Annotated in this window: 28 protein-coding genes and 1 tRNA gene; 23 read left to right on the top strand and 6 right to left on the bottom strand. The window is 54.4% G+C overall.

Features of this window, described 5'->3' with window-relative positions:
• The first annotated feature begins 148 nt into the window (after window positions 1-148).
• From QQ91_RS05630 to rimM, 4 genes are all read left to right on the top strand, one after another.
• Window positions 149-1,579 carry a serine/threonine protein kinase gene (locus QQ91_RS05630; protein ID WP_166280928.1) on the top strand — a complete coding sequence of 477 codons (1,431 nt, stop codon included), beginning with the start codon at window positions 149-151 and terminating at the stop codon, window positions 1,577-1,579.
• Between the two features lie 244 nt (window positions 1,580-1,823).
• A complete protein-coding gene (locus QQ91_RS05625; protein WP_166280926.1) occupies window positions 1,824-2,321 on the top strand; it encodes an FHA domain-containing protein in 498 nt (165 codons plus the stop codon).
• Window positions 2,322-2,375: 54 nt separating this feature from the next.
• Entirely contained in the window at window positions 2,376-3,671 is a 1,296-nt protein-coding gene (locus QQ91_RS05620) for a valine--pyruvate transaminase (RefSeq protein ID WP_166280924.1), read from the top strand.
• Between the two features lie 185 nt (window positions 3,672-3,856).
• Window positions 3,857-4,396, top strand: a complete 540-nt coding sequence (gene rimM, locus QQ91_RS05615; RefSeq protein WP_166280922.1) for a ribosome maturation factor RimM — start codon at window positions 3,857-3,859, stop codon at window positions 4,394-4,396.
• A gap of 28 nt (window positions 4,397-4,424) precedes the next feature.
• Here the strand turns inward: rimM and QQ91_RS05610 are convergent, their stop codons facing one another.
• Both QQ91_RS05610 and QQ91_RS05605 read right to left on the bottom strand, forming a co-directional pair.
• Window positions 4,425-4,796, bottom strand: coding sequence for a hypothetical protein (locus QQ91_RS05610; protein WP_166280920.1), 372 nt, complete (start codon window positions 4,794-4,796; stop codon window positions 4,425-4,427).
• Between the two features lie 87 nt (window positions 4,797-4,883).
• Window positions 4,884-6,284, bottom strand: coding sequence for a recombinase family protein (locus QQ91_RS05605; RefSeq protein WP_166280918.1), 1,401 nt, complete (start codon window positions 6,282-6,284; stop codon window positions 4,884-4,886).
• A gap of 190 nt (window positions 6,285-6,474) precedes the next feature.
• On the opposite strand from QQ91_RS05605, the gene QQ91_RS05600 reads away from it, so the two are divergent.
• The 3 genes from QQ91_RS05600 to QQ91_RS05590 all read left to right on the top strand — a co-directional run bounded on the left by QQ91_RS05600 (window position 6,475) and on the right by QQ91_RS05590 (window position 9,129).
• A tRNA-Lys gene (locus tag QQ91_RS05600) sits at window positions 6,475-6,546 on the top strand.
• A 272-nt stretch (window positions 6,547-6,818) separates the two neighbouring features.
• Window positions 6,819-7,898, top strand: coding sequence for a class II fructose-bisphosphate aldolase (gene fba, locus QQ91_RS05595; RefSeq protein ID WP_166280916.1), 1,080 nt, complete (start codon window positions 6,819-6,821; stop codon window positions 7,896-7,898).
• A gap of 280 nt (window positions 7,899-8,178) precedes the next feature.
• Window positions 8,179-9,129, top strand: a complete 951-nt coding sequence (locus QQ91_RS05590) for a class I SAM-dependent methyltransferase (RefSeq protein WP_166280914.1) — start codon at window positions 8,179-8,181, stop codon at window positions 9,127-9,129.
• A 76-nt stretch (window positions 9,130-9,205) separates the two neighbouring features.
• Here the strand turns inward: QQ91_RS05590 and QQ91_RS05585 are convergent, their stop codons facing one another.
• From QQ91_RS05585 to QQ91_RS05575, 3 genes are all read right to left on the bottom strand, one after another.
• Complete coding sequence (locus QQ91_RS05585) at window positions 9,206-9,787, bottom strand: hypothetical protein (protein ID WP_166280912.1); 582 nt, start codon at window positions 9,785-9,787, stop codon at window positions 9,206-9,208.
• Window positions 9,788-9,966: 179 nt separating this feature from the next.
• Window positions 9,967-10,443, bottom strand: coding sequence for a Tic20 family protein (locus QQ91_RS05580; RefSeq protein ID WP_166280910.1), 477 nt, complete (start codon window positions 10,441-10,443; stop codon window positions 9,967-9,969).
• A gap of 119 nt (window positions 10,444-10,562) precedes the next feature.
• Window positions 10,563-10,778: a hypothetical protein gene (locus tag QQ91_RS05575; RefSeq protein WP_166280908.1), complete on the bottom strand. Its 216-nt coding sequence runs from the start codon at window positions 10,776-10,778 to the stop codon at window positions 10,563-10,565.
• Between the two features lie 153 nt (window positions 10,779-10,931).
• Here QQ91_RS05575 and glyA point away from each other — a divergent pair, with 153 nt between their 5' ends.
• The 5 genes from glyA (at window position 10,932) to aroQ (ending at window position 15,641) form a co-directional block, all read left to right on the top strand.
• Window positions 10,932-12,215, top strand: coding sequence for a serine hydroxymethyltransferase (glyA, locus tag QQ91_RS05570; protein WP_250833267.1), 1,284 nt, complete (start codon window positions 10,932-10,934; stop codon window positions 12,213-12,215).
• Window positions 12,216-12,431: 216 nt separating this feature from the next.
• Complete coding sequence (locus QQ91_RS05565) at window positions 12,432-13,514, top strand: glycosyltransferase family 4 protein (RefSeq protein WP_166280904.1); 1,083 nt, start codon at window positions 12,432-12,434, stop codon at window positions 13,512-13,514.
• Window positions 13,515-13,530: 16 nt separating this feature from the next.
• Window positions 13,531-14,847: a competence/damage-inducible protein A gene (locus tag QQ91_RS05560; protein ID WP_166280902.1), complete on the top strand. Its 1,317-nt coding sequence runs from the start codon at window positions 13,531-13,533 to the stop codon at window positions 14,845-14,847.
• Between the two features lie 171 nt (window positions 14,848-15,018).
• A complete protein-coding gene (locus QQ91_RS21600) occupies window positions 15,019-15,153 on the top strand; it encodes a hypothetical protein (RefSeq protein ID WP_284707158.1) in 135 nt (44 codons plus the stop codon).
• 29 nt (window positions 15,154-15,182) lie between these two features.
• Window positions 15,183-15,641, top strand: coding sequence for a type II 3-dehydroquinate dehydratase (gene aroQ, locus QQ91_RS05555; RefSeq protein ID WP_166280997.1), 459 nt, complete (start codon window positions 15,183-15,185; stop codon window positions 15,639-15,641).
• 35 nt (window positions 15,642-15,676) lie between these two features.
• Here aroQ and QQ91_RS05550 read toward each other — a convergent pair whose 3' ends face one another.
• Window positions 15,677-16,372 (bottom strand): ComF family protein, encoded by a 696-nt coding sequence (locus QQ91_RS05550; protein ID WP_166280900.1) that lies wholly within the window; start codon window positions 16,370-16,372, stop codon window positions 15,677-15,679.
• Window positions 16,373-16,496: 124 nt separating this feature from the next.
• On the opposite strand from QQ91_RS05550, the gene QQ91_RS05545 reads away from it, so the two are divergent.
• The 11 genes from QQ91_RS05545 (at window position 16,497) to psb30 (ending at window position 25,141) form a co-directional block, all read left to right on the top strand.
• On the top strand, window positions 16,497-16,823 hold the full coding sequence (locus QQ91_RS05545) for an MgPME-cyclase complex family protein (RefSeq protein ID WP_166280898.1): 327 nt from the start codon (window positions 16,497-16,499) through the stop codon (window positions 16,821-16,823).
• Between the two features lie 368 nt (window positions 16,824-17,191).
• A complete protein-coding gene (locus QQ91_RS05540) occupies window positions 17,192-19,009 on the top strand; it encodes an iron uptake porin (protein WP_236096084.1) in 1,818 nt (605 codons plus the stop codon).
• A gap of 424 nt (window positions 19,010-19,433) precedes the next feature.
• On the top strand, window positions 19,434-20,414 hold the full coding sequence (locus tag QQ91_RS05535; RefSeq protein ID WP_166280885.1) for a LysR family transcriptional regulator: 981 nt from the start codon (window positions 19,434-19,436) through the stop codon (window positions 20,412-20,414).
• Window positions 20,411-21,484, top strand: a complete 1,074-nt coding sequence (locus QQ91_RS05530; protein WP_166280883.1) for an anthranilate phosphoribosyltransferase family protein — start codon at window positions 20,411-20,413, stop codon at window positions 21,482-21,484. Before QQ91_RS05535 ends, QQ91_RS05530 begins: the two co-directional genes overlap by 4 nt.
• 26 nt (window positions 21,485-21,510) lie before the next feature.
• Window positions 21,511-22,164 (top strand): molybdenum cofactor guanylyltransferase, encoded by a 654-nt coding sequence (locus QQ91_RS05525; protein ID WP_236096083.1) that lies wholly within the window; start codon window positions 21,511-21,513, stop codon window positions 22,162-22,164.
• A 69-nt stretch (window positions 22,165-22,233) separates the two neighbouring features.
• Window positions 22,234-22,707 carry a nitrate reductase associated protein gene (locus tag QQ91_RS05520; protein WP_166280881.1) on the top strand — a complete coding sequence of 158 codons (474 nt, stop codon included), beginning with the start codon at window positions 22,234-22,236 and terminating at the stop codon, window positions 22,705-22,707.
• A complete protein-coding gene (locus tag QQ91_RS05515; RefSeq protein WP_166280879.1) occupies window positions 22,704-23,414 on the top strand; it encodes a DnaJ domain-containing protein in 711 nt (236 codons plus the stop codon). The genes QQ91_RS05520 and QQ91_RS05515 overlap by 4 nt, the downstream gene beginning before the upstream one ends.
• Window positions 23,415-23,501: 87 nt before the next feature.
• Window positions 23,502-23,729 (top strand): DNA-directed RNA polymerase subunit omega, encoded by a 228-nt coding sequence (locus QQ91_RS05510; RefSeq protein ID WP_166280877.1) that lies wholly within the window; start codon window positions 23,502-23,504, stop codon window positions 23,727-23,729.
• Between the two features lie 11 nt (window positions 23,730-23,740).
• Window positions 23,741-24,394, top strand: coding sequence for a hypothetical protein (locus QQ91_RS05505; protein WP_201277339.1), 654 nt, complete (start codon window positions 23,741-23,743; stop codon window positions 24,392-24,394).
• An 88-nt stretch (window positions 24,395-24,482) separates the two neighbouring features.
• A complete protein-coding gene (locus QQ91_RS05500) occupies window positions 24,483-24,845 on the top strand; it encodes a DUF1818 family protein (protein ID WP_166280875.1) in 363 nt (120 codons plus the stop codon).
• Between the two features lie 155 nt (window positions 24,846-25,000).
• Window positions 25,001-25,141, top strand: coding sequence for a photosystem II reaction center protein Ycf12/Psb30 (gene psb30 / locus QQ91_RS05495; RefSeq protein WP_201277338.1), 141 nt, complete (start codon window positions 25,001-25,003; stop codon window positions 25,139-25,141).
• Window positions 25,142-25,448 lie beyond the last annotated feature (307 nt).

The following is a 25,448-nucleotide window of genomic DNA, read 5'->3' as shown; positions in this document are numbered from 1 at the left end:
CAGCGGGGTACCGCCCTTTTGAGAGGTGCCAGAACCACCCAGAATCCGGCAATGGGGAAAATCATTGCTAGTCGATGCGACCCGCCCCTGAGATCCACCCCAAAGCTCAGTAGGATAGATAGGGGTGGTTTAAGGAAGGGAGAAGGGCTTGACCTGGACGGCCGGACAACAGATTCATCACCGTTATGAGCTGCGGCGACGCCTGGGCGATCGTCCCGGTCATCAGGTGTGGTTAGCCACGGATCAACAGCAGCAGCGCGCCGTTGTCATCAAGATCCTTGCCTTTGCGGGGCAAATCCAGTGGGACGATGTCAAACTGTTTGAGCGGGAAATTGATATTCTCAAGCAACTCAACCATCCCCAGATTCCTGCCTTCCTGGATACCTTCACCCTGGAAGCCCCTGTTTTTCAATGGTGCCTGGTTGAGGGCTATATCCATGCGCCCTCGCTGCAGGCTTTTCTGAATCGCCACAAACAGTTTGCAGACCATCAAATCTGGGAAATTGCGATTCAAATCCTGCAAATTCTTGAGATCATTCACGCCTCCAGCCCACCCATCCTGCATCGAGATATTAAACCCAGCAATATTCTCATTGATGCCCAAAAGAAAGTTTATTTAATTGACTTCGGCTCGGCCCAGCGGGGAAGGCAAGGGGGCTCCGGCGATCCGCCCACCCAGGTCGGCAGCTATGGCTACACGCCCCTGGAGCAATTTAGCGGTCAGTCCTGTCCCGCTTCGGACCTCTACGGCCTTGGGACAACGCTCATTCATCTCCTGTCTGGTCAACCTCCCACGGCCTGGATGGGAGCCGATTTTCGGATTCAGGTCCCGGCTGCACTCCCCTTGTCTGCGCCACTGCTGCGCTGGCTGCGAGGCATGACCGCGATCCAGGTCAGCGATCGCTACCCAACGGCTCATCAAGCCCACATGGCCCTCCAGCAAGCCCTGAGCAATTCTGTCCCGGCGTCTTCATCCTCTTGGTCCGCTGCGCCGGACGCCTCGACTTTGTCTTCCCCGGGTTCCCCCCGATCCGCCAACGCAGATCTCGACCGTCAACCCGAGCTTCAAATTATTGCCACAGATCTAGATCTGAAGGTGGAAGTGCCTAGTCGCTGGAGTGCTCAATCGGTATCCCGCCATGATCTGGGACTGCTGACCCTGCTGGCTCTGCTGCCAGTGGTGGGACTCCCCCTGAGCTTAATCGGTTTGCAAGCAGGGCCAGGCGCAGGGATTCTGGGCTCACTGGGGCTGAATCTGCTGGTTCTCTTGGGCAGTTGCGTCCCAGGCCTACTGCTCGGCAACAGTATGGTGCAGAACCTGATCCGAACCTCCCTCCGGGGAACGCTGGAGGGTCTTGGGGTGGAGTGGCACTTGGGCCCCTGGCTAATTCGACGCTGGCAATGGCCCTGGTCAACAATAAAGGCGGTGCAAGCAGTGCCCCAAACCCGCCATCGAGTTCAGCTCATGGCCATTGATGTAAATTTACAATCGACGCCTCTGGCACCCACGCTGTCGGCCAAGGATGGAGATTCAATTTGTCAGGCTATCGAACAGTGGCGTCTGCGCCAGGGGCGATGACGGTCCAAAGGCCGCACAGCCCGCGCCTGCGGTTCCCAGCATTTGGCTAGCGGGTGATGTATTTCTCTACCAGGGGTGCATACTAAGCTCAGATGGAGAATAGACTCGCGGTCTTTAATCTGCCATCTCCCCGACCAAGACGGTCCATGGAGCTTCTGACGACGGTCCCCTATCAATGAGCTAGGGCATGCTCTCGTCCTACGCCATGCTGAGAACATTCTGATTACCCAATCAACTTGTGTCCATGAAAGCCGCCGAACAAGAATTTCATTTCCTCATCATGCATGAGAATAATGGATATCGACCGATTCATCTGGTTTCTCCCACCTATTCCCTTGGCCGAAGCTCAAAAAACTCCATCGTTCTTCCCTCCCCTTCTATCTCCCGCCACCACGCTCTGCTCCTCCGGATGCCCAGCACAACCCAGGGTAAGTATCAGTATCGGCTGTTGGATGGCGATGCTAGCGGCAAGCTCAGCATGAACGGACTGACGGTCAATGGCCAAAAGTGCTCCATGCGTGATTTAATCTCGGGCGATCGCATTGTGTTTGGCGGAATATTTGAGGTCACCTACCAAGTAACGGTGTCCGCGGGGCTGCAGCAGTCTGGAAAAGTTCATCCCGCCGCCTATGCGGAGGATCTCTCCGAAGAAGATATGTATACAATGCTGACAGCCAACCTAGATCTCAAACAAGCTCAAAAGTTAAGGTCGCGCACTCCTGTCAACGCCGAAAATCTTTGACGATAATGCCCAGGTCTGGAGCTGGCACCTCCCGTTGTCCCTTGAGCCAAAATAATGCCCCCTAGCCTCTCTGCCTGCGGTCTCCAGATGTCAAAGCTGACTGGAGTGCGGGCCATTATGCAAGACATCATCGAAACCTTGCGCAGGCACCAAGACCGAACCTTTATTAATTTGAGTGTCGGCAATCCCGTGATTTTGCCTGAGGTGGAACAGCTATGGCGAAACAGCACCCAAACTCTCTTATCAAGTGCCGAATATGGTCAGGTGGTCTGCCGCTATGGCGCCTCCCAGGGCTATGAACCCCTGATTAGGGCGGTGCAATCAGAATTTAAACGCCTGTACAATCTTGAGCTGAGCGATCGCCAGATTTTAATTACCCCCGGCAGTCAGGCCCTGTTCTTTTTAGCCGCCAATGCCTTTGGGGGCGATACACCCACGGGTGAACTCCGGAAGATCGTTCTGCCCCTAAGCCCGGACTATACCGGGTACGGCGGGGTGAGTTTTTGTCCCGAGGCGCTGGTGGCCTACCGTCCTGCCCTGGAAACCGACCCATCCCAGCATCGATTCAAATATCGTCCTGACTTCCGGCAGCTGCAGATTGATGCCAGCACAGGCTGTGTCATTTTCTCGCGCCCCTGCAACCCCACCGGCAACGTGATCTCTAATGGAGAGACGCAAAGCATTGCGGCCCTTGCCAGGGATTACGATGTTCCTGTTTTTATTGATTCGGCCTATGGTCAGCCCTTCCCAGGGCTTCACTATACCGCCATGCAGCCTCTTTTCTTTGACCAGGCCCCCAATGTCGTGCACTGCATGAGTCTTTCAAAGGCGGGTCTGCCGGGGGAAAGACTTGGCATTGCCATTGGTGATGAACGCATTCTTCGAGTCCTGGAAGCCTTTCAAACGAACCTGTGCATCCATTCCAGTCGCTACGGCCAAGCCATTGCTGCCCAGGCCATCGCCAGCGGGGCCCTCACCACCTTGGCCGATCAGGTAATTCGACCCTACTATCAGCAAAAGATGCAGAGGTTAGAAGCGGCCCTCGATCAGCAGATGCCTCACCACATCCCCTGGTACCTGCATCGAGGCGAAGGCGCAATTTTTGGCTGGCTCTGGTTTCAAGATTTACCCCTCAGCGATGGCGATCTATACGATCAGCTTAAGCAGCACAACGTGATTGTTGTTCCAGGTCACCCCTTCTTTCCAGGCTTAACCGAACCCTGGCCCCATACACACCAATGCATTCGCCTCAGCCTCACCGCCTCCGACACAGACATCGAAACTGGGGTTGCTGCCATTGCCAAGGTGGTGACTCAAGCGTACCGTTCTCCCACGCAGATCTATACTTAAAGATCAGAACTAAAGATCAGATTTAACTCAAGCGCAGACTTAAATCACCCAAAGCAGATCAATCCGCTAGCCAGACCAACCGGCAAGCCTTGGAAGGCCCAGCGTGCAGGCACCCCGTCCTAAACACTGGCTCCCGGTTCCCCGCTGGCGGCAAAGTCTTCGGATCACTAGGAGCACAATAGGGTTTGGATAGCTGGATCGAAATTGGCAAAATTGTTGCCCCCCAAGGGCTCAGGGGAGAAGTGCGGGTCTATCCAGACTCTGACTTTCCCGAACGCTTTCTATCGCCGGGGAAACGCTGGATCCGATCTGCCGCCGCGGAGTCTCCCCGTCCCCTGAACTTAACCCAGGGGCGCCGCCTGGAATCGAAGAACTTATACGTGCTGAAATTTGCCGAAATCAACACGCGAACCGAGGCAGAGGCCCTGCGGGGCCTGCAAATTCTAGTAGAGGCGGGCGATCGCCTTCCCCTGGGGCCTGGGGAGTTTTACCTCATGGATTTAATTGGTCTGGCGGTCTTTGACCATCAGTCTCAGCAAGAAATTGGTCTCGTCACCAGTTTGATCAATGCCGGGAACGACCTGCTCGAGATTCAGCTGTGCACCCCAACCTCACCCAAGGTGCTAGTCCCCTTCGTCACCGAGTTCTTTCCAGTGATCAACCTGCCGGAGGGACGCCTGGAGATTGATCCTGTCCCCGGTCTTTTGCCCGAGGGTATTGGATGAAATGGCGCAGCGAACATGGCGCCGGCCCCTAGGAGTAGCCGAGATAGGTTTTACTTAAAAATTTAGCAATGCGCCGGAGGGGCGATGGATTTTGGTCCGGCATCGGAGCCCCCATCTGCTTCTCGAAGGCTTGAGGGGTCATGGCGCCCGATTGCACCTTTTCAAAGGCTTCAATCACCTGAGTTAGCTCCGCAATTGAAAAGGTAAAGCCCTGCGTAGCGGCAAATTCAGTCACGAGCGCCCCTCGCTCTCCTTTGAGGGCCGCCGATTCCTCTGCATCCAGGGCAGCCACACTGCTAATGTCTCCATCTCCAACCCCAAGCAGAGTTTCAAGCTGGAGACGAATTTTTTCATTCGCCGCCGTTACGCGCATAAATTCCACGACTGATTGAGTTGCCATAGTTGCTCTGATTCACCACTTAAGCGAATTCTATCGCCAATGTCTCAAAACGCACTGCAATTTCAAACACAGTTTAGGTTTCCGGGCCTACGGTTCTGGACGCTGGGCCGGTTGAAACACAAACTCTAGCTGCACCTCCCAGGACGCAGACCTGCGGTGGATGTAGATTGCCCGCAAAAACTCACGCAAATAAAAGCGGCGCTCGGATTCAGAGAGGTCTAACCAAAATTCCGGCAGCGCGATCGCCTGGGAGGTTTCCAATAAATTCACAGGCGGCAGTGCCGCGATCTGCTGCTCAAGCTCAGCCATTTCAGTTTTGAGGGTCAAGGTACGCTGTTGGGCTGTGGCCTCATCCAAAATATCCGTGGTTTCCAGCTCAGCCACCTGTCCAAGAAGCCAACGCTTCCTCTCCATATCCTGCTGAAGCTGCGCCTTGCGATCATCCAGGGCGGGAATTTGCAGGGTTTGCACAGCCTCCGGGAGCTGCTGACAAATTTGGGCAATGGTGTGCTCGAGAACTTGCCCATAGCTGAGGGCTGAGCATTTGGGTTGGCGCTCACAGCCCTGGGGCTGCAGGTAGAGATAGGTCTTGGCTTTTCTGGGCTGGGTCACCCGTGACACCGTTAACCGTGAGCCACATTCGGCGCAGTAAACTAGCCCCGCCAGCGATCGCGGCGCGCTGGCCGAGCGGGCTGGAAGAAAATGATTACGACGCAAAATTCGATCCACCTGGGCCGCTTGTAATCCACTAAGCAGGGGCGGATGAGTATTGGCCAGAATCTGTCCGGTCCGATATTGCAAATGTCCTCGATACACCGGATGGGTGAGCCAGCGCTGCCCCGTGGAGGCAGAAATCCGTTTGCCCCAGGACTGGCACAGGAATCGGACTGCTCCGCGCAACGATCCGTAGAGCAGAAAATGCTCGTAAAACGCCTTCACAATCGGCGCAGTCCGGCGATCAATCAGATAGCGCTGCTTTCCGCGCCGATAGCCAAAGGGAGGCTTACCGGGAGGCGGCCGCCCTTGAAGTCGATTACGATGGTGACCCAACTGCAGCTTTTTCTGGTGCTCTCCCTGCCGACAGTGCATCCCCAGGCAAAAATAGTCTGAGGACGAGAGGGGCACCAGGCTCAGCGGATCAGGCCCCTGATTTAAAGAGGCCATCTGGGGGGCATAAAGCTGAAGGTCCTTGACAGGCTCGGGGGTTTTAGGCAGCACCAAAGGCTTGACCTGAAGCGCTTGCAGGCGATCCAAAACCTGAAGCACCTCCACCTCCGTTTTGGCCAGATCGCCTAAATCCGCCAGCAAAAGATAGTCGGGGGGGTGCCCTTGGCAACGCTGAAATAGCGCCCCCAAGGCAGGGCGATGGGGCTCATTGTCGGCATACTGGTCCTGAATCAGGGGCAAAAAGGGCAACGCCACCGGAGGCCATGGATATTCAGGGTCAGTCCCAGAATTGTCGGCATAGCGATAAGACCAAATTTGCATGGACAGTTCATGGACTATGGTCACTGACAGGAGTCAATTACAGGGACAGTCATCAATCAATCCCTGTCCTAGACCATAGCAAGGGAAACCACCAAGCGGGCAAGGACTCGATGAAAACTTTCTCGATCTCCTAGGCGCAGCGCCCCCGCCATGCTATAGTTGTAAACCGTGCTGGTCAAAGCACTTTAGTGGGTCGCTAACTCAACGGTAGAGTACTCGGCTTTTAACCGATTAGTTCTGGGTTCGAATCCCAGGCGACCCATAAATTCAGGAAAAATCTAGACCGTCTTCTCAGCGCATGGGGCTCACTTCATGGCGCTCACGGGGGGTGGGGCTTCCAGCTTTCCCCTGTAGGTCCCCTGAGGAGGGTCGGGCATAGGCAAAACAAATCAACCCACGGGGTTAAGATTTGGATTTTCTCCCCAGAGCGATCGTGTGGGACCGACTGAACGGGGTAAGATGTCTTAAGATTGGCGTAACAATTTACGAACCTAAACAGTACTTTTACGGAACGAAACATCCTAGGAGGATTATATGGCGCTCGTCCCAATGCGTTTGTTGCTTGATCACGCAGCAGAAAACGGCTATGGAATTCCCGCATATAACGTCAACAACATGGAGCAGATCCAGGCAATCATGCGGGCTGCCGAAGAGACAGATAGTCCAGTGATTCTGCAAGCCTCCCGCGGTGCTCGTAACTATGCAGGGGAAAACTTCCTCCGACACCTCGTATTGGCAGCGGTTGAAACCTATCCTCATATTCCCATCGTGATGCACCAAGATCACGGGAACTCCCCAGCCACCTGCTACTCTGCCATCAAAAATGGGTTCACCAGCGTGATGATGGATGGCTCTTTAGAAGCAGATGCCAAAACCCCTGCCAGCTTTGAATACAACGTATCTGTTACGGCTGAGGTGGTCAAAGTTGCCCATGCCATTGGCGCCAGCGTTGAAGGCGAACTAGGGTGCTTGGGATCTTTAGAAACGGGTCAAGGAGAAGCTGAGGACGGTCACGGGTTTGAAGGTAAGCTCGATAAGGATATGCTCCTGACCGATCCGGAAGAGGCAGCCCAGTTTGTGGAAGCCACTCAAGTGGATGCTCTGGCCGTTGCCATTGGCACCAGCCACGGTGCCTATAAGTTCACCCGCAAGCCCACGGGAGAAATCTTGGCCATTAGTCGAATTGAGGAAATCCACCGTCGTCTCCCTAACACCCACCTGGTGATGCACGGATCGTCCTCTGTGCCCCAGGACTTGATTGAGCTTATTAACGAGTATGGGGGAGCCATTCCCGAAACCTACGGGGTTCCCATCGAAGAAATTCAGAAGGGGATTAAGAGTGGCGTTCGAAAGGTCAACATCGACACGGACAACCGTCTTGCCATTACAGCGGCGGTTCGGGAAGCGCTCCAAAAAGCGCCTAAGGAATTTGACCCCCGTCATTTCCTGAAGCCTTCCATTACCTATATGCAAAAGGTTTGCGCCGAGCGCTATGACGCCTTTGGCACGGCTGGAAATGCCAGCAAGATTAAGCAAATGTCTCTGGAAGACTATGCGGCCAAGTATGCGAAGGGCGAATTAAACGCAGTGGCAAAAGCCGCAGCCACAGTCTAACTCGCCGCTGGAGGCCCACCCGAGGGGTTACCCTCGGCCTCCTCTGCGGTTGAAATGCGTTCGCAGTCATGCTAATCGGCAGGGTGAAACATTGGAAACACCCTGCTTTTTGTTGGGGACCGTTCAGCATAAAATATGGGCTAAGTGTCCTGCCAGAATTGGAGGTAAGATGCTGGATGCTTGTGGATCACCGCTCCGGAGGTGTAAGGAGGCACCCAGACGCACCTAGCCCCCCCGGTGGGACCCAAACTTTACGCCATTGACCAAGGTTAACCTTTCCATGGAAACATCCCTAAAACCTAAATGGGCCGGAGAGGACTGGCTATCGCAATGGGTGAACCGCTTAATTGCTACCCAGCCCCTCTACGCTTTAATGAAACAGCAGGCCAGGCAGGTGCTCATCAAAACCGCAGAGAAAAAGGGGGTTCCCTGGCGTCAGTCCTATGAACAGCTATCGCAATCAACGGTTCGTACCCTGCTGCCTCATCTCGAAAATTCTCAAATTGACTACCCAGACTATTACCTGAAGCCCTTTCATGCCTACGACGCGGGCAATCTCTGCTGGCAAGCGGCCTTTGAAGCAGAATCGGCAACCTATGCCATGGCCTTAAGAATATGGCCCCAGGAAGATTTAACCTGGCAGGCGGCACAACAGCGCCTGCGAGACAGTTTTCATCAGTGTTTGCATAAGTTCGGCCCTAGTCAGGTGGAACAGATCTTGGACCTGGGCTGCTCTGTGGGGCTTTCGACGCGATCGCTCCACCAATTTTATCAGCAGCGCCAGGGCGGAGGCGTTACCACGCGCGGTCTGGATCTTTCCCCCTACATGCTGGCGGTCGCCCAGCACCAAGATCAGCACCATGAGATTGCAGATTGGATCCATGCCCAAGCCGAACAGAGCGGACTGGCCGATCAATCTATTGACGTGGTGACGCTCCAGTTTGTGCTTCACGAGCTGCCTCAACAAGCGGCCCGCGATATCTTTCAGGAGGCCTATCGCATCTTAAGACCAGGGGGATGCCTGGCGATTGTCGATAACGACCCGCAGTCTCCCGTGATTCAAGGCCTGCCGCCGGTCCTGTTTACACTCATGAAAAGTACCGAGCCCTGGAGCGATGAATACTACACCTTTGAGGTGGAAGCAGCGCTGGCAGCGGCAGGATTTGAACAAATTTCCAAGACCGCTAGCGATCCGCGCCATCGCACCCTCATCGGCCTGCGAGGCTCATAAAAAAACAAGTAAAAAAGCAGGATGATGCTTCCATCCTGCCTCAACTCCGTCGTGAAGCTTGATGCGCGGTTCGGCTCTACCAGAGACCTGGCACCGTTGGCGCCGGGATCGGCGGTTCTGGTGCCACCACCGGTGGCGGCGCCACTGGCGGCGGCGATGGCACCACTGGCGCAACGGTCACCTGAGGTTCATACACCACAACCTTTAAAATCTCGCCGGGTCGAAGTTTATAGGTTTCTAGTCGATACAGACGCTGACAGCGGGAGGGGTAATCCTTGGGGGTGATGGCCACGCGATCGCCAAAGCCAAAGGTCTTCCGACCCTCTCGATCCAGGATAAAGCTGCGAGTTTCTCCGTTGTCTAGCTCAATCTTTACAGTGTAGCTATCAATCCCGCGAATCGTACCAGTTTCAAGACGAGTCGTATCCACAAGAACGGCATCGCCGGGCTGAAGCTGTAGTGAGGAGAGCCAATCTGGCTCAACAGAATAGGTCTGCGAACCTTCGGTCGGGGTGTTTACCACAACGCTAGATTCCGACACAGCGCTCACGGTCCCCTCAATCTTTTTGCCTCCTTCTAAATTGTCGCTGGCCCAACTGGGCAGGATAAAGACTGTGCTCATGCACAGCCCAGCCAAGACCATCAGTGAATGTCGCATGGAACTATGAACCTCCAATTGCGTGGCTGGATGGATTGATGCGGATTGCTTCACCAATGAGGAGAGTGTCACCCGCAGGGGTGACCGAAGCATTATGACTTAAAAAACAAAAATCCCCGATTTTTTTGGAGTTTTTTAAGAACCAGGGTTCGCCATTGTCCTGGTTTATCGCTCCTGGTTTATCGCACCTGGGAATAGACCGCCTCTGAAATGGTTGGCAGCTCGGTATAGAGGCCGCGCATAGACTGCACCACGGCATAGACAAAAATTCCCAGGACACCCAAGAAAATCGTGCTGTTGAAAACCCGCACCATGAGTCCGAATACCTCCACGTTCGGCAGCAGCCCTAAAATCAGCTGGGCCAGGAACAGCACAATGGTCAACAGCAATGCCTGCATGGTGTTAAAGCGCACAAAATGAGAAATCCGCTCGTTACGCACCACCAGCAAAAACAGGCCCAGAAAAATCACCAAGCCCGCAAAGGGAATCGTGTAGATCAGCAGCAGCGGCAGCAGCAGCGGCTCCAGCACAACCGAGAGGGCGGGGAAGACGGTGAGAACCGAAGCCCTAAAGGGCAGGGCATGAAAGAGAACCAGCAGGTAGGGCAAAGAGGCAAAAATGCGATCGCTCGGGGTTGTGGTGCCGCGCCAAGTCATGAAACACTCCAGAGATTATGGTTGGGGTCAGGGGGGAAGAGAGAAAATCGGGGGATCAATGGGGATCAATACAGCTCAGGAACCATCCAGCATCGGTCAAAACCGCCCAGGGAAAACGCCTAGGAAATCTGAGCAACGCGAAATCCCATCTGGCATCGATACTGAAGACAAGAATCTGTACGCTTCTTGGCGTCGGAGGCCTCCCTGGGCACCTGCTGTCCACAGCAAAGATGGCCATTTTGCCATCGCGGATGCCCTCGCTGATCGGCCAACAGACAGCCTTGACAGACGGTGTCTGTGGACAAGACCTGGTTCTTTGTAAGAATAACGAGCACTAGACCCCCCTTAAGGCTGATACAGGGATCACGACAATTCTATCAAGGTCCCAGGGGGAGTGGCCCTTTCCTTGAGTTTTTTATCCATCAGCAGAGATTGCTATAATGATTTGTCTGCTTTGTTACCCGCTTGTTACCAGAAAGGACAGCCCCGTGTCACGAAATAGCCTAGAACTTCTGGCCGCTACGGATTCGGCCATCGCGATCGCCCTCCAAAAGGAGCTATTGCGTCAGCGCCAGCATTTAGAACTGATTGCCAGTGAAAATTTTGCCTCCCCTGCGGTCATGGCGGCCCAGGGATCCGTACTAACCAACAAATATGCGGAGGGACTCCCCGGAAAGCGGTATTACGGTGGCTGCGAGTTCATCGATGAAGTAGAGCAGCTGGCCATTGATCGGGCCAAGGCGTTATTTGGAGCCGCTCACGCCAATGTCCAGCCCCATTCCGGTGCCCAGGCAAATTTTGCAGTTTTTCTGACCCTCCTCCAGCCTGGGGACACCATTATGGGCATGGACCTGTCCCACGGGGGACATCTGACCCACGGATCACCGGTGAATGTTTCTGGCAAGTGGTTCAAAGTCGTGCAGTATGGGGTAGACCCGCAGACCGAGCAGCTCAACTTTGAGTCTATTCGCACTCTGGCCTTGGAGCACAAGCCCAAGTTAATCATTTGCGGCTACTCCGCCTATCCGCGAACCATTGACTTTGAAAAATTCCGGGCAATTGCCGATGAGGTCGGCGCCTACCTGATGGCAGATATTGCCCACATTGCCGGGCTCGTGGCAGCCGGACTGCATCCAAATCCGGTCCCCCTGTGTGACGTTGTCACCACCACCACCCACAAAACCCTGCGCGGTCCTCGGGGTGGATTGATTCTAACCAGGGACCCCGATCTGGGCAAGAAGCTGGATAAATCCGTCTTCCCTGGCAGTCAGGGGGGTCCCCTTGAGCATGTGATTGCCGCCAAGGCAGTGGCCTTTGGCGAGGCGCTCCAGGATAGTTTCAAAGACTACAGCGCCAGCGTCATTGCCAACGCCCAAGCCATGGCAGCCCAGCTGCAAAAGCGAGGCTTTAAGATTGTCTCGGGCGGCACAGATAACCATCTGCTGCTGGTGGATCTGCGCTCAATTGGGATGACCGGGAAAAAGGCAGACCAGCTGCTGAGTCAGGTGAACATCACCGCCAATAAAAATACCGTTCCCTTTGATCCGGAATCTCCCTTTGTGACCAGTGGGCTACGCCTAGGGTCTCCGGCTCTGACCACCCGGGGCATGAGAACCGCAGAATTTACGGAAATCGCCGACATTATTGCGGACTGTCTCCTCAATCCCGACGACGAGGCCCAGCTTGACCAGTGTCGAACCCGCGTGGCAGCACTCTGCAATCGATTTCCACTCTATTCCCATTTGCCGCAGCTTGAACCAGCGATTGCCTAGCCTGGGCTCCATTGCAGCAGGCCGCTGGCGGTCTTGGGTCGACGAGGGGCAGAGAATACCCAGAACCCTCCTGGGAAAAAATTCCGCAGCCCCCAGGAGTCCGGCATTTTTTCTGGTAACAATGACTTGGCCAACGCATCTGGACAAACCCCAGCACACAATTGGCTATAGTAAACTTGCCTAGATCCATGCCTTCCTCGTTCACCCGCATTGTCTATGCCTTATCATCTGGTTGCCTTTTTGATCGCAGTTTTGGTTGTTCTCTGGACAACTCCGCTGGTTAACAAAGCGGGCTTAAGGGTGGGATTGGTTGATCTGCCCAATGCGCGAAAAGTGCACCAGCGTCCCATGGTGCGTCTGGGAGGCATTGCAATTTTCACAGGCTATATCTGTGCCTTGACCATTGTTGGGGTATCAGGAGCCTTTGATTCTCTACCCGTTTCCGCTCAATATGAGCTGTGGGGCGTGGTGTTTGGCGGGGTCGGTTTCTTCATTATTGGCTTGCTGGACGACGTCTTTACCCTCTCGCCATTTCTGCGACTGGCCCTCCAAGCGATAGTGGCGTCCCTGGCCTGGGGGGCTGGGGTACGCATTGACTTTTTTACGCTCCCTTATCTGGGCGTTATTCAGTTGGGCTGGCTGAGCCTTCCCGTGACGATGCTGTGGCTGGTGGGTATGACCAACGCCATTAACTTTATGGATGGCCTCGATGGATTAGCCGCCGGAATTTCCGGAATTGCCGCCGTGGTCCTTTTAATCGTCAGTCTGTGGATTTATCAGCCCATTTCAGCGCTCCTGGCAGCAGCGCTGGCTGGTGCTTCTCTGGGTTTTTTGCGCTACAACTTCAATCCGGCCCAGATCTTTATGGGAGATGGCGGGGCCTATTTTATGGGGTTCACCCTTGCGGGCATCAGTATTGTGGGACTGGTCAAAACCGTCACCACAGTGGCCGTCATTCTGCCCTTTATTATTCTGGCCATTCCGATCCTGGACACCTCCACGGTGATCGTAGACCGGATATTACGGGGAAAGTCACCCTTTGTCGCCGATAAACGGCATTTACACCATCGCTTACTCAGTGCTGGACTGTCTCAGCGGCTGAGCGTCCTATTTATTTATGCCCTTGCCCTTTGGGTGGGCAGCGTTGCCCTCGTCCTTGCTAAGATTCCAGCGGGGAAGGCCTACGTGTTGGGGGCCACATTGCTACTGGGGTTTGCCATTGTCAGTTTAGTCCAGCAAGCTTGGAAAACCAGGTCTGATCCTCAGCAATCGCAACAGCCAGCGAACTCGAAGGACTAAGGGCAGGAAACGAACCATGGGGATCGGTCAAAGTGCAGAAATTATTGCCGTTGGGTCAGAACTCCTCCTCGGTGAGATCCTAAACTCCAACGCCCAGTTTTTAGCTCATGAGCTGGCAGCCCTGGGCATTCCCCACCACTTTCAAAGCGTTGTGGGAGATAACCAGAGCCGCATTCACTCGGTCCTAGAAACGGCGATCGCCCGCGCTAACCTGCTGATTTTTACCGGCGGGCTGGGTCCAACCCCCGATGATCTGACCCTGGCGGCGATCGCAGAGTTCTTCAACGTGCCGCTGGTGGAACACCCCGATATCTGGGCCGATATCCAGGCTAAGTTCGCCCAGCGCCAGATCATTCCAAGTGAGAACAACCGCAAGCAGGCCTTTTTGCCCGAAGGTGCCCAGCCGCTGCCCAACCCCATTGGCAGCGCGCCTGGCATCCTCTGGGCTGTGTCGGACTCGATAACCGTGATTACCTTTCCGGGCGTGCCCCGTGAGCTGCGGCGGATGTGGGAAGAAACAGCAGTGCCTTACCTGCGACAGCAGGGATGGTGCCAAGGGCCGCTCTACCGCCGAATTCTCCGATTTTGGGGAATTACAGAATCGGCCCTAGCGGAAAAAGTTCAGGATTTACTTTACCTTTCAAACCCAACCGTTGCTCCCTACGCCAGTCGCGGCGTGATCCGCCTACGCCTAGCGGCTCAGGCCAACAGCCCCGCGGAAGCCGAGGCCATCATCGGTCCGGTGGAGCAGGAGATTCGACAACGCTGCGGTTTAGATTACTTTGGGCGCGATGATCAAACCTTGGCTACCGTGGTGGGAGACTTGCTGCGATCCCAAGGGCAAACGCTTTCGGTGGCGGAATCCTGTAGCGGCGGGGGCATCGGGTACCGCCTCACCTCAACCTCCGGCAGTTCTGATTATTTTCTGGGAGGTGTCATCGCCTACCACAACGCCATTAAGATTCATCAATTGGGAGTCAGTCCCGTCACCTTAGCCCAGGAGGGGGCCGTTAGCGCTGAGGTTGCCAAGCAGATGGCGCAGGGAATCCAACAGCGCTTTCAGACAGACTGGGGCGTCAGCATGACCGGGATCGCCGGTCCCACGGGCGGAACAGCAACTAAACCCGTGGGGTTAATCTACATTGGCATCGCGGCCCCTTCAGGACAGGTGAGCACCTATGAATTTCGGGGATCAGCACAGCGGGGACGAGAATGGATTAGAGATATCAGCATCTCTAGCGCCCTGGATTATTTACGGCGGACCATGATGATTCAGTCCCCAGAATTGATCCAACGGGAGATCCTTCCAGGGGGCAGGAACAATGGCAATTAGGAACAATGGTAATTGGGACCTCTCCTTCGCCGTCGGAAGTCAACGCAGGGTTCCCCTTTTCTAGAAAACTGTGCTAGTTTGAAGTTAAGTATTCTTAACTTCTAAGATTGCTTGTAGACAACGTGCAGCGGTTGCTGCTGTACGGAGAAGCGATAAGGAGCAACTCACCGAATGGATTACCTCGAAAAAGCACTGGAAGCTTTAGAAGATTTAGTCCGCAGGCTGATTGATTGGCTCTCCGAGCCTGAGGGTGAGCCTGAACTGGAGCCTATCCCCATTCCCGTTCGCGATCGGCAGTATCGATAAGTCGGCAGAGCACCAAGGTGGAACAGCCCATCTTGAGGATATTAGCGCTCCATGGTCCAAATCTAAACCTTCTGGGAACGCGTGAGCCAAACATCTATGGCTCGTTGACCTTAGACGCTGTTAACCAACGCCTAGTGGAGTTGGGTCATCGTTTGAATGCAATCGTAGAGGCCCAGCAATTTAATGGCGAAGGAGAACTGGTAGCGGCGATTCACCAGGCAGATCAAACCCAAGATGGGGTCGTTTTAAACGCAGCCGCCTACACCCACACCAGCATCGCGCTGAGGGACGCCATTGCCGCAGTCCGGATTCCAGTGGTGGAGGTGCACCTGAGCAACGTGCATCAGCGTGAATCCTTTCGTCATCATTCCTACATTGCTCCTGTGGTGATGGGTCAAATTTGTGGCTTTGGTGCTGCCAGCTACGAACTAGGGTTACGGGCTCTAGTGGATCATTTACGCCATCCACCTCCAAGCCGTCAGGGCTAGGGCAGGCGGCCTGGATGCCTTCAGGAGATGGGCTTTTATTCAGGAGCCAGAGAACCCGCTTCTACGACTTTTGCCACCACCAGTCGTCCTGCAACGTGGAACCCTTTTTGGCTCAGCGCTATCGTCGCAGACTTCATTGTGGCTCCGGTGGTGTAGATATCATCCACCAGCAAAATGGGAAGAGCACGATGGGTCGTGGCGAGGGAAGAACCCAGGGCAAAAGCATAGCGAAGATTTTCAAAGCGATCTGAGGGAGATAAGGAAAATTGTGGCTGGGTGGCCTTGACTCGCTGCAGACCCGCAGGATTAAAGCGCAGGCCGGTATTACGGCAGAACCGATCTGCGATGAGAGCAGCCTGGTTATACCCCCGGTCTTGGAGCCGCTGAGGATGTAGTGGGATGGGAATGACTTGATAGCCATGCCGCTGGGGCTGAATCTGCAGCCATTGATCGCCAAGCCAGTCCCCAAAGGTTTGGGCAATGACTTGCTGATTTTGATACTTTAACTGGGCGATCGCTCGCCGCAGCGTGCCGTGATAGTGGCCCCAGGCCATCAGGCGAGACTGGGGATCCCAGAAATTGCTGTGGCACTCAAGAAGCTGTCGGTAGCAGTCAGGACAGAAGCTACCGTGAGCTTTGCGGGTGCAAAGGGAACAAGTCTGCCAGAGCAGTGGCCGCGTCAGGGTGCGCAGCAAAGAAGCAACCCCTGGCCAGCTAAATCGATCGCGCATGGCAGCAGACTTCCAAGATCAGACCTATCCTATCAGATTCAAGCTGGGTCAGATTCAAGCTGGGGGAGTTGGAAGCCATTCCCCCCCTTGATAAGATTAGGTAAGCCTGTGAATATTGTCTCCCATGCAAACCTACCACTACGTTTTAGCCAGCTCAAAATTTTTGCTTGAAGAAGAGCCACTTCATGAAGTCATTGAAGAGCGCCATCGCTACTACCAAGAAAAAAATAAAGACATAGACTTTTGGCTCGTTGAGCAGCCAGCCTTTGTGGAAATCCCTGAATTGGCAGGGGTTAAAAAGCAATGTCCCCAACCCTGCACCGCCGTCATCTCGACCAATCAGCAATTCATTCAATGGCTCAAGTTACGCCTGGAATACGTTTATGTCGGTCAGTTTGAGGCACCCAGCGACACCGTGCCCGACCCCATTGCCTCACTCACCTCAGCCTAGGAAAATCCCTGCCCTAGGCCAAGGGCCTCGATGAGGCCCAGGTCCAATTGTTGACGATAACAGCAAACTCGGGCATTCTCTCTTGGATCACCGGGGAGCCTCAGGGAACTGGACTGGGCTTGAGGACAGCGTAGTATTGAACCCTGGATCGCCCCCGCGATCCCCCCAACCCTAACAGTTCACAGGGGTCTGGACTCAAATGCAACTCTCTCATGCAGATGATTGACATTTTGCATAGGGGGATTTTTTTTGTCTTAATGACTACAGTCCCGAGCCATTGAGACCGATAGGTTTGTAACCGTTCATAAAGCTGGTTTATTCGCAACGGTGCTGACCAGTGTGAGTCCCTTGTGTGAGGAGTTTGATCCATGAATTTTTTGCCGCTCCGTGTAGCGCTTGGCTCCACGGCCGTGCTTGCCAGTTTCATTGCGCACCGAGCCGTGGCCTACGAGCCGCTGTCTCCGGCCCCTGAGCAGTCTCCCCCGGAAATATCTGCTCCCCTTGAAGCGAACCCAAGCAAACGCCTTGATGCTTCAGTGTCTGCACAGTTCCAGGGTAAAGGCCCCCAGCCTAGACAAGCGACGTTCCCCGTTGACCTGGCCGAAGGTTCTGATTCTCTGGACATGCAGCCCCTACGCACCAGTTCGCAGGAATCCTATCATTTAACGCCCCTTCTGCCCTCGGAACAGGACCACAGCGCGGCTCAGGTCACCTCAGTGTCCCAACTTTCTGATGTCCAGCCCACCGATTGGGCATTTCAGGCCGTTCAGTCCCTGGTGGAACGCTACGGCTGCGTCGCCGGGTATCCCGATGGCACTTTTCGGGGCAATCGTGCAGCGACGCGCTATGAATTAGCGGCTCTGGTCAATGCTTGTTTAGATAACATTAGCGATCAGTTTGCCACCAAAGAAGATTTGGAGCAGTTGCGGGCCCTTCAGGAAGAGTTTGCGGCAGAGTTGGCAACACTGCGGGGCCGCGTAGATGGGTTAGAAGCACGCACGGCCACCTTAGAAGCCCAGCAGTTTTCCACCACCACCAAACTCAACGGGGAAGCCATTATGGCCCTCAGTGGTTTTTTGGAGAGTTTCAATGGCCAAGATGAGCGCATCCGGTTTACCGGCAGGGCCAGGCTGAATTTTCTCACGAGCTTTACCGGAAAAGATCTTCTTTATACCCGTTTTCAGGCCTCCAACCAACCGATTAACTTTAGCAACACGAACGCTGCGCCATTTACGGACACCACCGGCACTGCCATGACCCGCTTATCCTGGGACACCGGCAACACCAATCAAGAGGTTATTTTGGATCGCCTCAGCTACAAATTTCCGGTGGGCGACAAGCTAACGGTTACCGCCTTTGGAAATAATGCGTTCCACCATTACTATGCCACGACCACGAACCCTTACTATGAAGGCGGGGGCGGCGGAAAAGGCGCTGTGTCCTTCTTTGCTGAGCGCAACCCTATCTTTCGCAATGGGACAGTCGGCGTTGGCAATGTAACCGGGATTGGCACCCAATACGACATCAGTGATGACCTGCGCTTGGACATCGGATATCTGGCAGGCCGCACTCAGTTTGCCACCGCCACCACCTTAGCCAACGGCGAAGACCAAAACGGTCTGTTTGGGGGAACCTGGGGACTGTTGGGCCAACTCAGCTACAAGCCCTTTACTGGAAGCCAGATTGCGCTGACCTATCTGCGCAATCACGCCCCGGATGGGAATATTCGTTCTGGGGTGGGCAGCACCTTTGCGCAAATTCCCTTTGTAGACGGCAATGGAATAGCCCAAGCCTTCAGCGCCGACTCCTTTGGGTTAGAAGCCACCTTTCGAGTTGCCAAAGGTTTTGCCATTGGCGGCTGGGCCGGCTACACCAGGGCAAACCAGGCCAACTCGACTAATGATGCCGAGATCCTGAATGCAGCGATCAACTTAACCGCCTTTGATATCGGCAAAGAGGGGTCACAGCTTGGCTTGATTGTGGGTATGCCGCCTAAAAACATCAACAACGACATTCTGATCCGAGAAGATCCTGACACCTCCATTCACCTGGAGGGTCTATATCAGTTCCCGGTGAACAACAATATTACAATCACGCCAGGGGTAATTTACGTGATTAACCCTGAGCATAATGAGGCAAGGCGTGATATCTTCGTGGGCGTTCTGCGCACGACCTTTAGTTTCTAGGAATTCCACCGATTTCCTCACCACACGTACTTTTCAGCGATGGTCCACTCTCTAGACATCCGTCCTAGAAAGTGGACTTTTCTTTCCAGGTCCGAGTTTAAAGAGTCGTAGACGGCACTCATGGATCAACCGACAGGGATCAACCGATCTTAAAGATGATCCCGGACACGATATGATACCTTCTTAGTTAACGCTAGGTTAAGAACTTTTCCTGGTTTCTAGATTAAGTTCCATAGGTGTTGCATTAGACGCGGGCCCCGGAGAAGACGAACGGGTTTACTGGCGGCTTATTACTCCGGTTAAGTTGAATGATTGGTGGCACAGAAAATTTTTTGCTCTTTTCGTCGCCAAAGTTACGATCTAGATGGCATGGCTTTTATAAGCTAGCTTATTGAACCACTAAACTTGAATGGTCTGAGACTGAATGCGGATTGAGCAAATCGAGGCGTTTTTAACGGTTGCTCGTACGGGGAGTTTTCAAAAGGCTGCATCGAGTTGTGGGGTTACGCAATCTACCATCAGTCGACAGATCCAATCCTTAGAGAAACATCTAGGACTGCCCCTTTTTCACCGAGGTGCCAATAATAAGCTAACCTTTGCAGGGGATCAGCTCTTACCCCATGCCAAGCGGATTCTGGCGGAATGGCAAAATGCCCAAACTGAGATTGGTCAGCTTCTGGAAGGGAAGCAGTCCGAGCTGTGCGTGGCGGCGATTCACTCGGTCTGCGCACACTACCTGCCGCCGGTCCTTCAACAGTTCTGTGAACTTTACCCCCAGGTGCAGTTACGCGTGACCTCCCTGGGCAGCGATCGCTCCTTAAAGGTGCTGCGCGATGGGTTAGTGGACCTAGCCATTGTTATGGACAATCCCCGACTCACGCAACAGCCCGAGCTGGTGGTGGATGCCCTGTACCAGGAGAAAATTCAGGTGCTCATGGCGGCCAATCATCCCCTCACCCAGTATGACCTGGTGCCCTGGGCGGCCCTGGCGGAATATCCCCAGGCCATGTTTAAAGATGGGTACGGTATGCAGCGCCTGGTGCAGGAAAAGTTTCAGGTCCAAAATCTAGAGTTAAAGGCAGTGCTTGAACTCAATACGCTGGATGCCTTTCGAGGCGTCATCCGACAGGGAAAAATTGTTTCATTGCTGCCTCAAGGCGCTCTGGTGGAGGCTCAAGAGGATGCCAGTCTGGCCATCCGTGACCTTGCTGATTTGCAGCTTTGCGATCGCAATTCCGTGGTCCTCTCACGCCAGGTGGTCATGGTTACCGCTCAGGACCGTCTTTTAATTCCACCGATTGCAAATTTTCGACGTCTCGTGCGCGATTACTTTCGTGATTACTTTAGCGAGCGTTGTCCAGTGGAGCCTGCCTTAGTTGCTAAAAGTGGAGTGTCGTCGTTTTGAGTGATGCGTTTCGAGAGCTGCTTAAAAAAGTCGGTAGCGGTCCCCATACCAGTAAAAATTTGACCCGGTACGAGGCTGAACAGGCCCTAACGATGATTCTCAATCAGGGGGCGACCCCTGCCCAGATCGGAGCCTTTTTCATTGCCCATCGGATTAAACGACCCACCGGAGAAGAGCTGGCGGGGTTTTTAGATGCCCTGGATGCCCTGGGACCCAGGGTCGAACCGATCTCTGGCCATAAACCAGTCGTGGTTCTAAATCACCCCTACGATGGGCGATCGCGCACGGCTCCCCTGGCCCCCTTAGTGAGCCTTATTCTGGCGGCGGCTGATCAACCGGTTCTCATGCATGGGAGCGAGCGAATGCCCACTAAATACGGAATTCCCCTGGTGGAGGTTTGGCGCCTGCTCGGGGTGGAATGGCAAGGACAATCCCTGGGGCAGATCAGACAGATACTGGGCGAAGGGGGAGTAGGATTTGTGTATCTCCCCGATCATTTCCCCCAGGCGACAGCCCTTAATCCCTACCGAGATCAACTTGGAAAGCGTCCTCCTCTGGCCACCGCCGAACTGCTCTGGTGTCCCTATGGAGGGGAAGCCCGCCTCTTTTGTGGCTATGTGCATCCCCCCACCGAAGGCATGATGAAAAGTGCCTTTCAACTCAGGGCCCAGCATCACTTCACCTCGGTTAAGGGATTGGAGGGCAGCTGTGATCTGCCCCGCGATCGCACTGCGATTATTGGCGTTCATCATCCCCATCATCCAGAGCTAGATCGGCTACTCCTCCATGCCTCCGACTACAATCTGGGCGGATCCGAAATTCCCTTGAGCTCTCCGCCCCTCCTGCAAACCCAGATGCAGGATTTATTGGTTGGGAAACCATCGGCGCTGGCGCCTGCGGTGATCTGGAATGGCGGGTTTTACCTCTGGCAATCCGGCTGCTGTCAATCTCTGGAACAGGGCGTGCAGAAGGCCAGGGAAATCATTGAGACGGGGGCCGCACAAGCATCGCTCCAGCGTTTGGTTCAGGCTTTTGCAACCCAAAACGTGGCGCTAAGGCCCAATTATTAAGGCCCAATTTTAACGATGGTCCAATCATGATGGTCCAATCTCTACAAACTGTCCTCTCCATGCCAGATACTGCGTCATTGCCCATTGCCACCGCCGTCATTCTAGCGGGAGGCAACAGCTCTCGTATGGGAACCGATAAAGCCCTACTGCCCTGGCAGGGGGTTCCCTTACTGCGCCGGGTTTATGAGGTAGCGCAACGGTCCTGTCATCAGGTCAAGATCATCACCCCCTGGCCAGATCGCTATCGTCCCGTGGTACCCATTACCGCTCAGTTCATTCCAGACCAATATCCGGGTCAAGGCCCTCTATGGGCGCTTTATCAGGCGCTTTCGAGTCTGAGGACAGAATGGCTACTTCTGCTCGCCTGCGACTTGCCCAATTTAGAGGCAGCTGTTCTAGAGCGCTGGGTCTGCGCCCTTTCCCATCTCCCTGCGGACTGCTTGGCCTATGTGCCTCGCCATCCCTCGCTGCAGGTCTGGGAGGCGCTCTGTGCTTGCTATCGACGCAGTGCCCTTCCCAGTTTGGAAGCGTTTTTAGGGGAAGGGGGCACCTCGTTCCAAGCCTGGCTTCGCACCATTCAGGTTTCGGAAATTCTCCTGCCTCCCTCACAGTCCGATCTGCTCCGTAACCTGAATCAGCCCTCGGACCTGGAAGATCTCGATTCAAACCTCATCCGTTGAACGTCCCCTCGTGCTTGAACGGACGAAACACGCTAGTCTCAAAGAAACGTTATTGAGGATGATCTTGCCTTGTCGGATTCAACCTACTTTCAATTTGAAGAAGATTTTGTTGCATCCCTGCGCTGCATTCCCATGGCAGTGCGATACAAGCTCGATACCTGCGGCATTAAGCTGAAGCTGGACCAGTGGCATCACTTCACCCGCCAAGAGCGCCAAGCACTGGTAGACCGTCCCTGCCAGGACGCCACGGAGGCCGCTGACTATCGTCAGTTTTTAACGACCCTCATCCAGGCGCGATCGCAATCGCAGGCCAAAACCTTGCCCGTGGAGGCCAACCCGCCCTGGCTAAACGAGGCTCAAATTCCAGAGTCGCTTCAGCAAAAGGCCCGTCGAGAAGGGGCCCATCTGGATATCCATCAGTGGCAAGTCCTGACGCCTCTCCAGCGATTTGCCCTGATTAAGCTCAGCCAGCCGAGCCACGAGAGTCATAACTTTATCCCCGCCCTCCAAGAATTTGGCTTACTGGAGGCGAAGCTGCCATGAGTCAGGACTTCTATCAAATCTTGGGAGTCTCAAACTGCGCCTCTCAGGCCGACATCAAGCGGGCCTACCGAAATCTGGCCAAGCAGGTGCATCCAGACAGTCAAACGGCTCAGTCAGATCACCATCGGATTGCCAGTATCAATGCAGCCTATGCCGTTCTCAAGGATCCAGCGGCCCGTCGATCCTACGACACCCAGCGCCAAAATCTAGAATCGCTGGTGCAGGAAGACAATTGGACCCGAACCGCCCAGCGCACCAAGGCCAGCCAAGATCACTATCGACAGCAGTCCCATGGGCGTGAGACGGAGCAACATCTGCAAGAGTGGCTCAAGCGCGTCTATCGACCGGTTAACTACCAACTCACCAAAATCTTTAAAAGCTGGCAGGCCGAGATGCGCGCCCTTGCAGCCGATCCCTACGACGACGAACTCATGGATAATTTTCAGACTTATCTAGAAGAATGCCGGGGGGGAATGGAAAAAGCCCAGAGGGCATTTCGGTGCTACCCGAATCCTGCAACAGTGGCCAGCGTTGCGGCCACCCTTTACTATTGCATCAATCACATTGAAGACGGCATTGATGAACTTGAACGCTTTACCTGCTGCTACGACGATCATTATTTAGCCACCGGCCGTGAGCTGTTTCGCATCAGTACCAAGCTGCGGAAAGAAGCCCAGCAGTCCATGAAGCATCTGCAGACCTCCTGATAGGGGGGATCTCCTGCTTTGATCTGACTGGAGAGGGAAGTCCCGCGCTACACTAGTGAGGCTATATTCTGAGGGCAACATTCCCCCATGAAACGACCCACCATCGAGACGAAGCAGATCATGCGCCGGGCAGAGGAGCTCATTGAAGCTTCTTCCAATCGCTATCGGATCACGGTACAGGTGGCTAATCGCGCCAAAAAACGCCGTCACCGCGACAACTTAGAGGATGTGGACGATCATGGCATCAAGCCTGTGATGCAGGCCATCATTGAAATGTCCGATGAGTTGATGCAGCCGGAAATTATCGGAGAATAGGCTTCGCCAACATGCGACACCCTTTTTCACTGTTTCTGATAGCCCTGATCTCTGCGGTCAATGTGGTTGTAGGGGCTATTATTTTTTCAGAGATGCCCGCGACATCGGCCCAAGCGCCCTCGCCTGAGCAAAGAGCGCTTCAAGTCTATGAGCAAATTCCTCAGCTACCGCGCGTGAATCAATACCAGCATCGGGAGAGCCGAGAAGTCGCTCAAGACAATACTCTAGTAAGCCGGTTCATCCGCTATCATCTCTACAACAAGGGGCGATCGCCAAACTACCGACTGGACTGGAAAATCACCCTGGCTGACTACCTGGGCGCGAACGACTATATGGATCAAGCGAATTATCCAGGGGCGGCCTACCTGAAACCCAACCCCATGGAAGCCGACCTTGCCGCCATTCGTAATCTCAGCCGAAGCGATCGCGATCAGCTTGTGCAGACGCTGGTCAATGTGTTTGCCCCGCCAACCTCACCAGACAGGTCGCCATCCCTCGTGCCCCCAACACCCCAAACCCGCGAAGGGTCTGATCTGCCCGTTTACGGACAGGAAGTGCCGCCCCTGCGTCAGGCGGGTTCCGCCTCTGGCCTGTTTAAGGCGCCCACGGCACCTGCAGATCCAGCCGATCTCCCCCAGGGAGATGCACGCTTTCTGTGGCCCTGATCTGCGACCCAACGGAGCGCCCTCGGGCCAGCGCCTTTAAATTTTAAAATCAAACTAAACCTCCCTCACCGCACCCCTAACCCTCAGGATGAAAAAATTCCGCACGGGAGAACATTGGCGAGTGGGCTGGAACCCCAATGCCGCCACCTTTAAAGCCTTGGTGGGCGCGGAGGACTGGTCCGTAGAGCTAACCCAGGCCGAGTTTAACGACTTTGTCCGAATGCTGCGACAGCTTACCGAAGCTCTTGAGGTGGCGTCCACAGAGCTGATGGACGAAGAAGCGATCGCAATTGATCAAGAAACAGAATTGATCTGGATGCAACTCAATGGATTTCCCCATGAGTTTAGCTTAAGCTTCATGCTCTTGACCGGACGACGCGCCGAGGGACATTGGAACACATCGGCCACTCAGAAGTTCATTCAAGCCATTCAAACTATCCAGCTGTTTTAGCGCGGCCTGCTTTGAACGCCTGTTTACGTTTCGCCTGCGGTGGAACCGTGACCGGGTCGCAAGAAATTTGTAACGGGGTTTTGGAGTTGTGAAGAACAAACGGTAAAATATAGGACGCTATTTACTCATAATGCTGGGTCAAGTTGGGAGGAAGAATGAGTCTACTTGGATTATCAATAACTACATTGGCTGCATTAAACTTTGAGGTTATTTTTCAGCTCACCATGCTCGCCATGATTATTCTGGCTGGGCCAATTATTGTGGGTCTACTCGTATTACGCGGAGGCGACCTCTAAAAGCCCCCCCCTTTAAAAACTCATAACACTCTTAACCCGAGGCATTAGAGTCGTATAAATCCCTCTAGCGCTGACCGTTAAGAGTTTTTTTATGTCTTGCCTTGCCAATCTCGAACCCGATGATTTCTGGAGGCAAGCCAGGCAGGAGGGGAACGCCATGAAAAAAGGACTGCTCCTACTTTAGGGCAGTCCTTTTTTCTCAACTCAATTCAGCCGAACTGAACGGTATTTCTCGATTAACCGTTGATGGCAGGAGCAGTCAGTGCAACCGGTGCAGACTCGCCAGCCGCCAAGTCAAGCGGGAAGT

The sequence above is a fragment of the Lyngbya confervoides BDU141951 genome (genome assembly GCF_000817775.3).
In the GTDB taxonomy this organism is placed as follows: domain Bacteria; phylum Cyanobacteriota; class Cyanobacteriia; order Thermosynechococcales; family Thermosynechococcaceae; genus Lyngbya; species Lyngbya confervoides.
This window is presented reverse-complemented; position numbering and strand designations above follow the sequence as displayed.

Bases quoted from the DNA above. Each gene is read 5' to 3' on its own strand.
- fba (WP_166280916.1), top strand. From the start codon at position 6,819: ATGGCGCTCGTCCCAATGCGTTTGTTGCTTGATCACGCAGCAGAAAAC.
- QQ91_RS05590 (WP_166280914.1), top strand. From the start codon at position 8,179: ATGGAAACATCCCTAAAACCTAAATGGGCCGGAGAGGACTGGCTATCG.
- QQ91_RS05515 (WP_166280879.1), top strand. From the start codon at position 22,704: ATGAGTCAGGACTTCTATCAAATCTTGGGAGTCTCAAACTGCGCCTCT.
- QQ91_RS05545 (WP_166280898.1), top strand. From the start codon at position 16,497: ATGCAAACCTACCACTACGTTTTAGCCAGCTCAAAATTTTTGCTTGAA.
- QQ91_RS05525 (WP_236096083.1), top strand. From the start codon at position 21,511: ATGATGGTCCAATCTCTACAAACTGTCCTCTCCATGCCAGATACTGCG.
- QQ91_RS05505 (WP_201277339.1), top strand. From the start codon at position 23,741: ATGCGACACCCTTTTTCACTGTTTCTGATAGCCCTGATCTCTGCGGTC.
- QQ91_RS05550 (WP_166280900.1), bottom strand. From the start codon at position 16,372: ATGCGCGATCGATTTAGCTGGCCAGGGGTTGCTTCTTTGCTGCGCACC.
- QQ91_RS05625 (WP_166280926.1), top strand. From the start codon at position 1,824: ATGAAAGCCGCCGAACAAGAATTTCATTTCCTCATCATGCATGAGAAT.
- psb30 (WP_201277338.1), top strand. From the start codon at position 25,001: ATGAGTCTACTTGGATTATCAATAACTACATTGGCTGCATTAAACTTT.
- QQ91_RS21600 (WP_284707158.1), top strand. From the start codon at position 15,019: ATGGATTACCTCGAAAAAGCACTGGAAGCTTTAGAAGATTTAGTCCGC.
- QQ91_RS05580 (WP_166280910.1), bottom strand. From the start codon at position 10,443: ATGACTTGGCGCGGCACCACAACCCCGAGCGATCGCATTTTTGCCTCT.
- QQ91_RS05610 (WP_166280920.1), bottom strand. From the start codon at position 4,796: ATGGCAACTCAATCAGTCGTGGAATTTATGCGCGTAACGGCGGCGAAT.
- QQ91_RS05565 (WP_166280904.1), top strand. From the start codon at position 12,432: ATGCCTTATCATCTGGTTGCCTTTTTGATCGCAGTTTTGGTTGTTCTC.
- QQ91_RS05620 (WP_166280924.1), top strand. From the start codon at position 2,376: ATGCCCCCTAGCCTCTCTGCCTGCGGTCTCCAGATGTCAAAGCTGACT.
- QQ91_RS05510 (WP_166280877.1), top strand. From the start codon at position 23,502: ATGAAACGACCCACCATCGAGACGAAGCAGATCATGCGCCGGGCAGAG.
- QQ91_RS05535 (WP_166280885.1), top strand. From the start codon at position 19,434: ATGCGGATTGAGCAAATCGAGGCGTTTTTAACGGTTGCTCGTACGGGG.
- QQ91_RS05560 (WP_166280902.1), top strand. From the start codon at position 13,531: ATGGGGATCGGTCAAAGTGCAGAAATTATTGCCGTTGGGTCAGAACTC.
- QQ91_RS05585 (WP_166280912.1), bottom strand. From the start codon at position 9,787: ATGCGACATTCACTGATGGTCTTGGCTGGGCTGTGCATGAGCACAGTC.
- QQ91_RS05500 (WP_166280875.1), top strand. From the start codon at position 24,483: ATGAAAAAATTCCGCACGGGAGAACATTGGCGAGTGGGCTGGAACCCC.
- QQ91_RS05540 (WP_236096084.1), top strand. From the start codon at position 17,192: ATGAATTTTTTGCCGCTCCGTGTAGCGCTTGGCTCCACGGCCGTGCTT.
- QQ91_RS05605 (WP_166280918.1), bottom strand. From the start codon at position 6,284: ATGCAAATTTGGTCTTATCGCTATGCCGACAATTCTGGGACTGACCCT.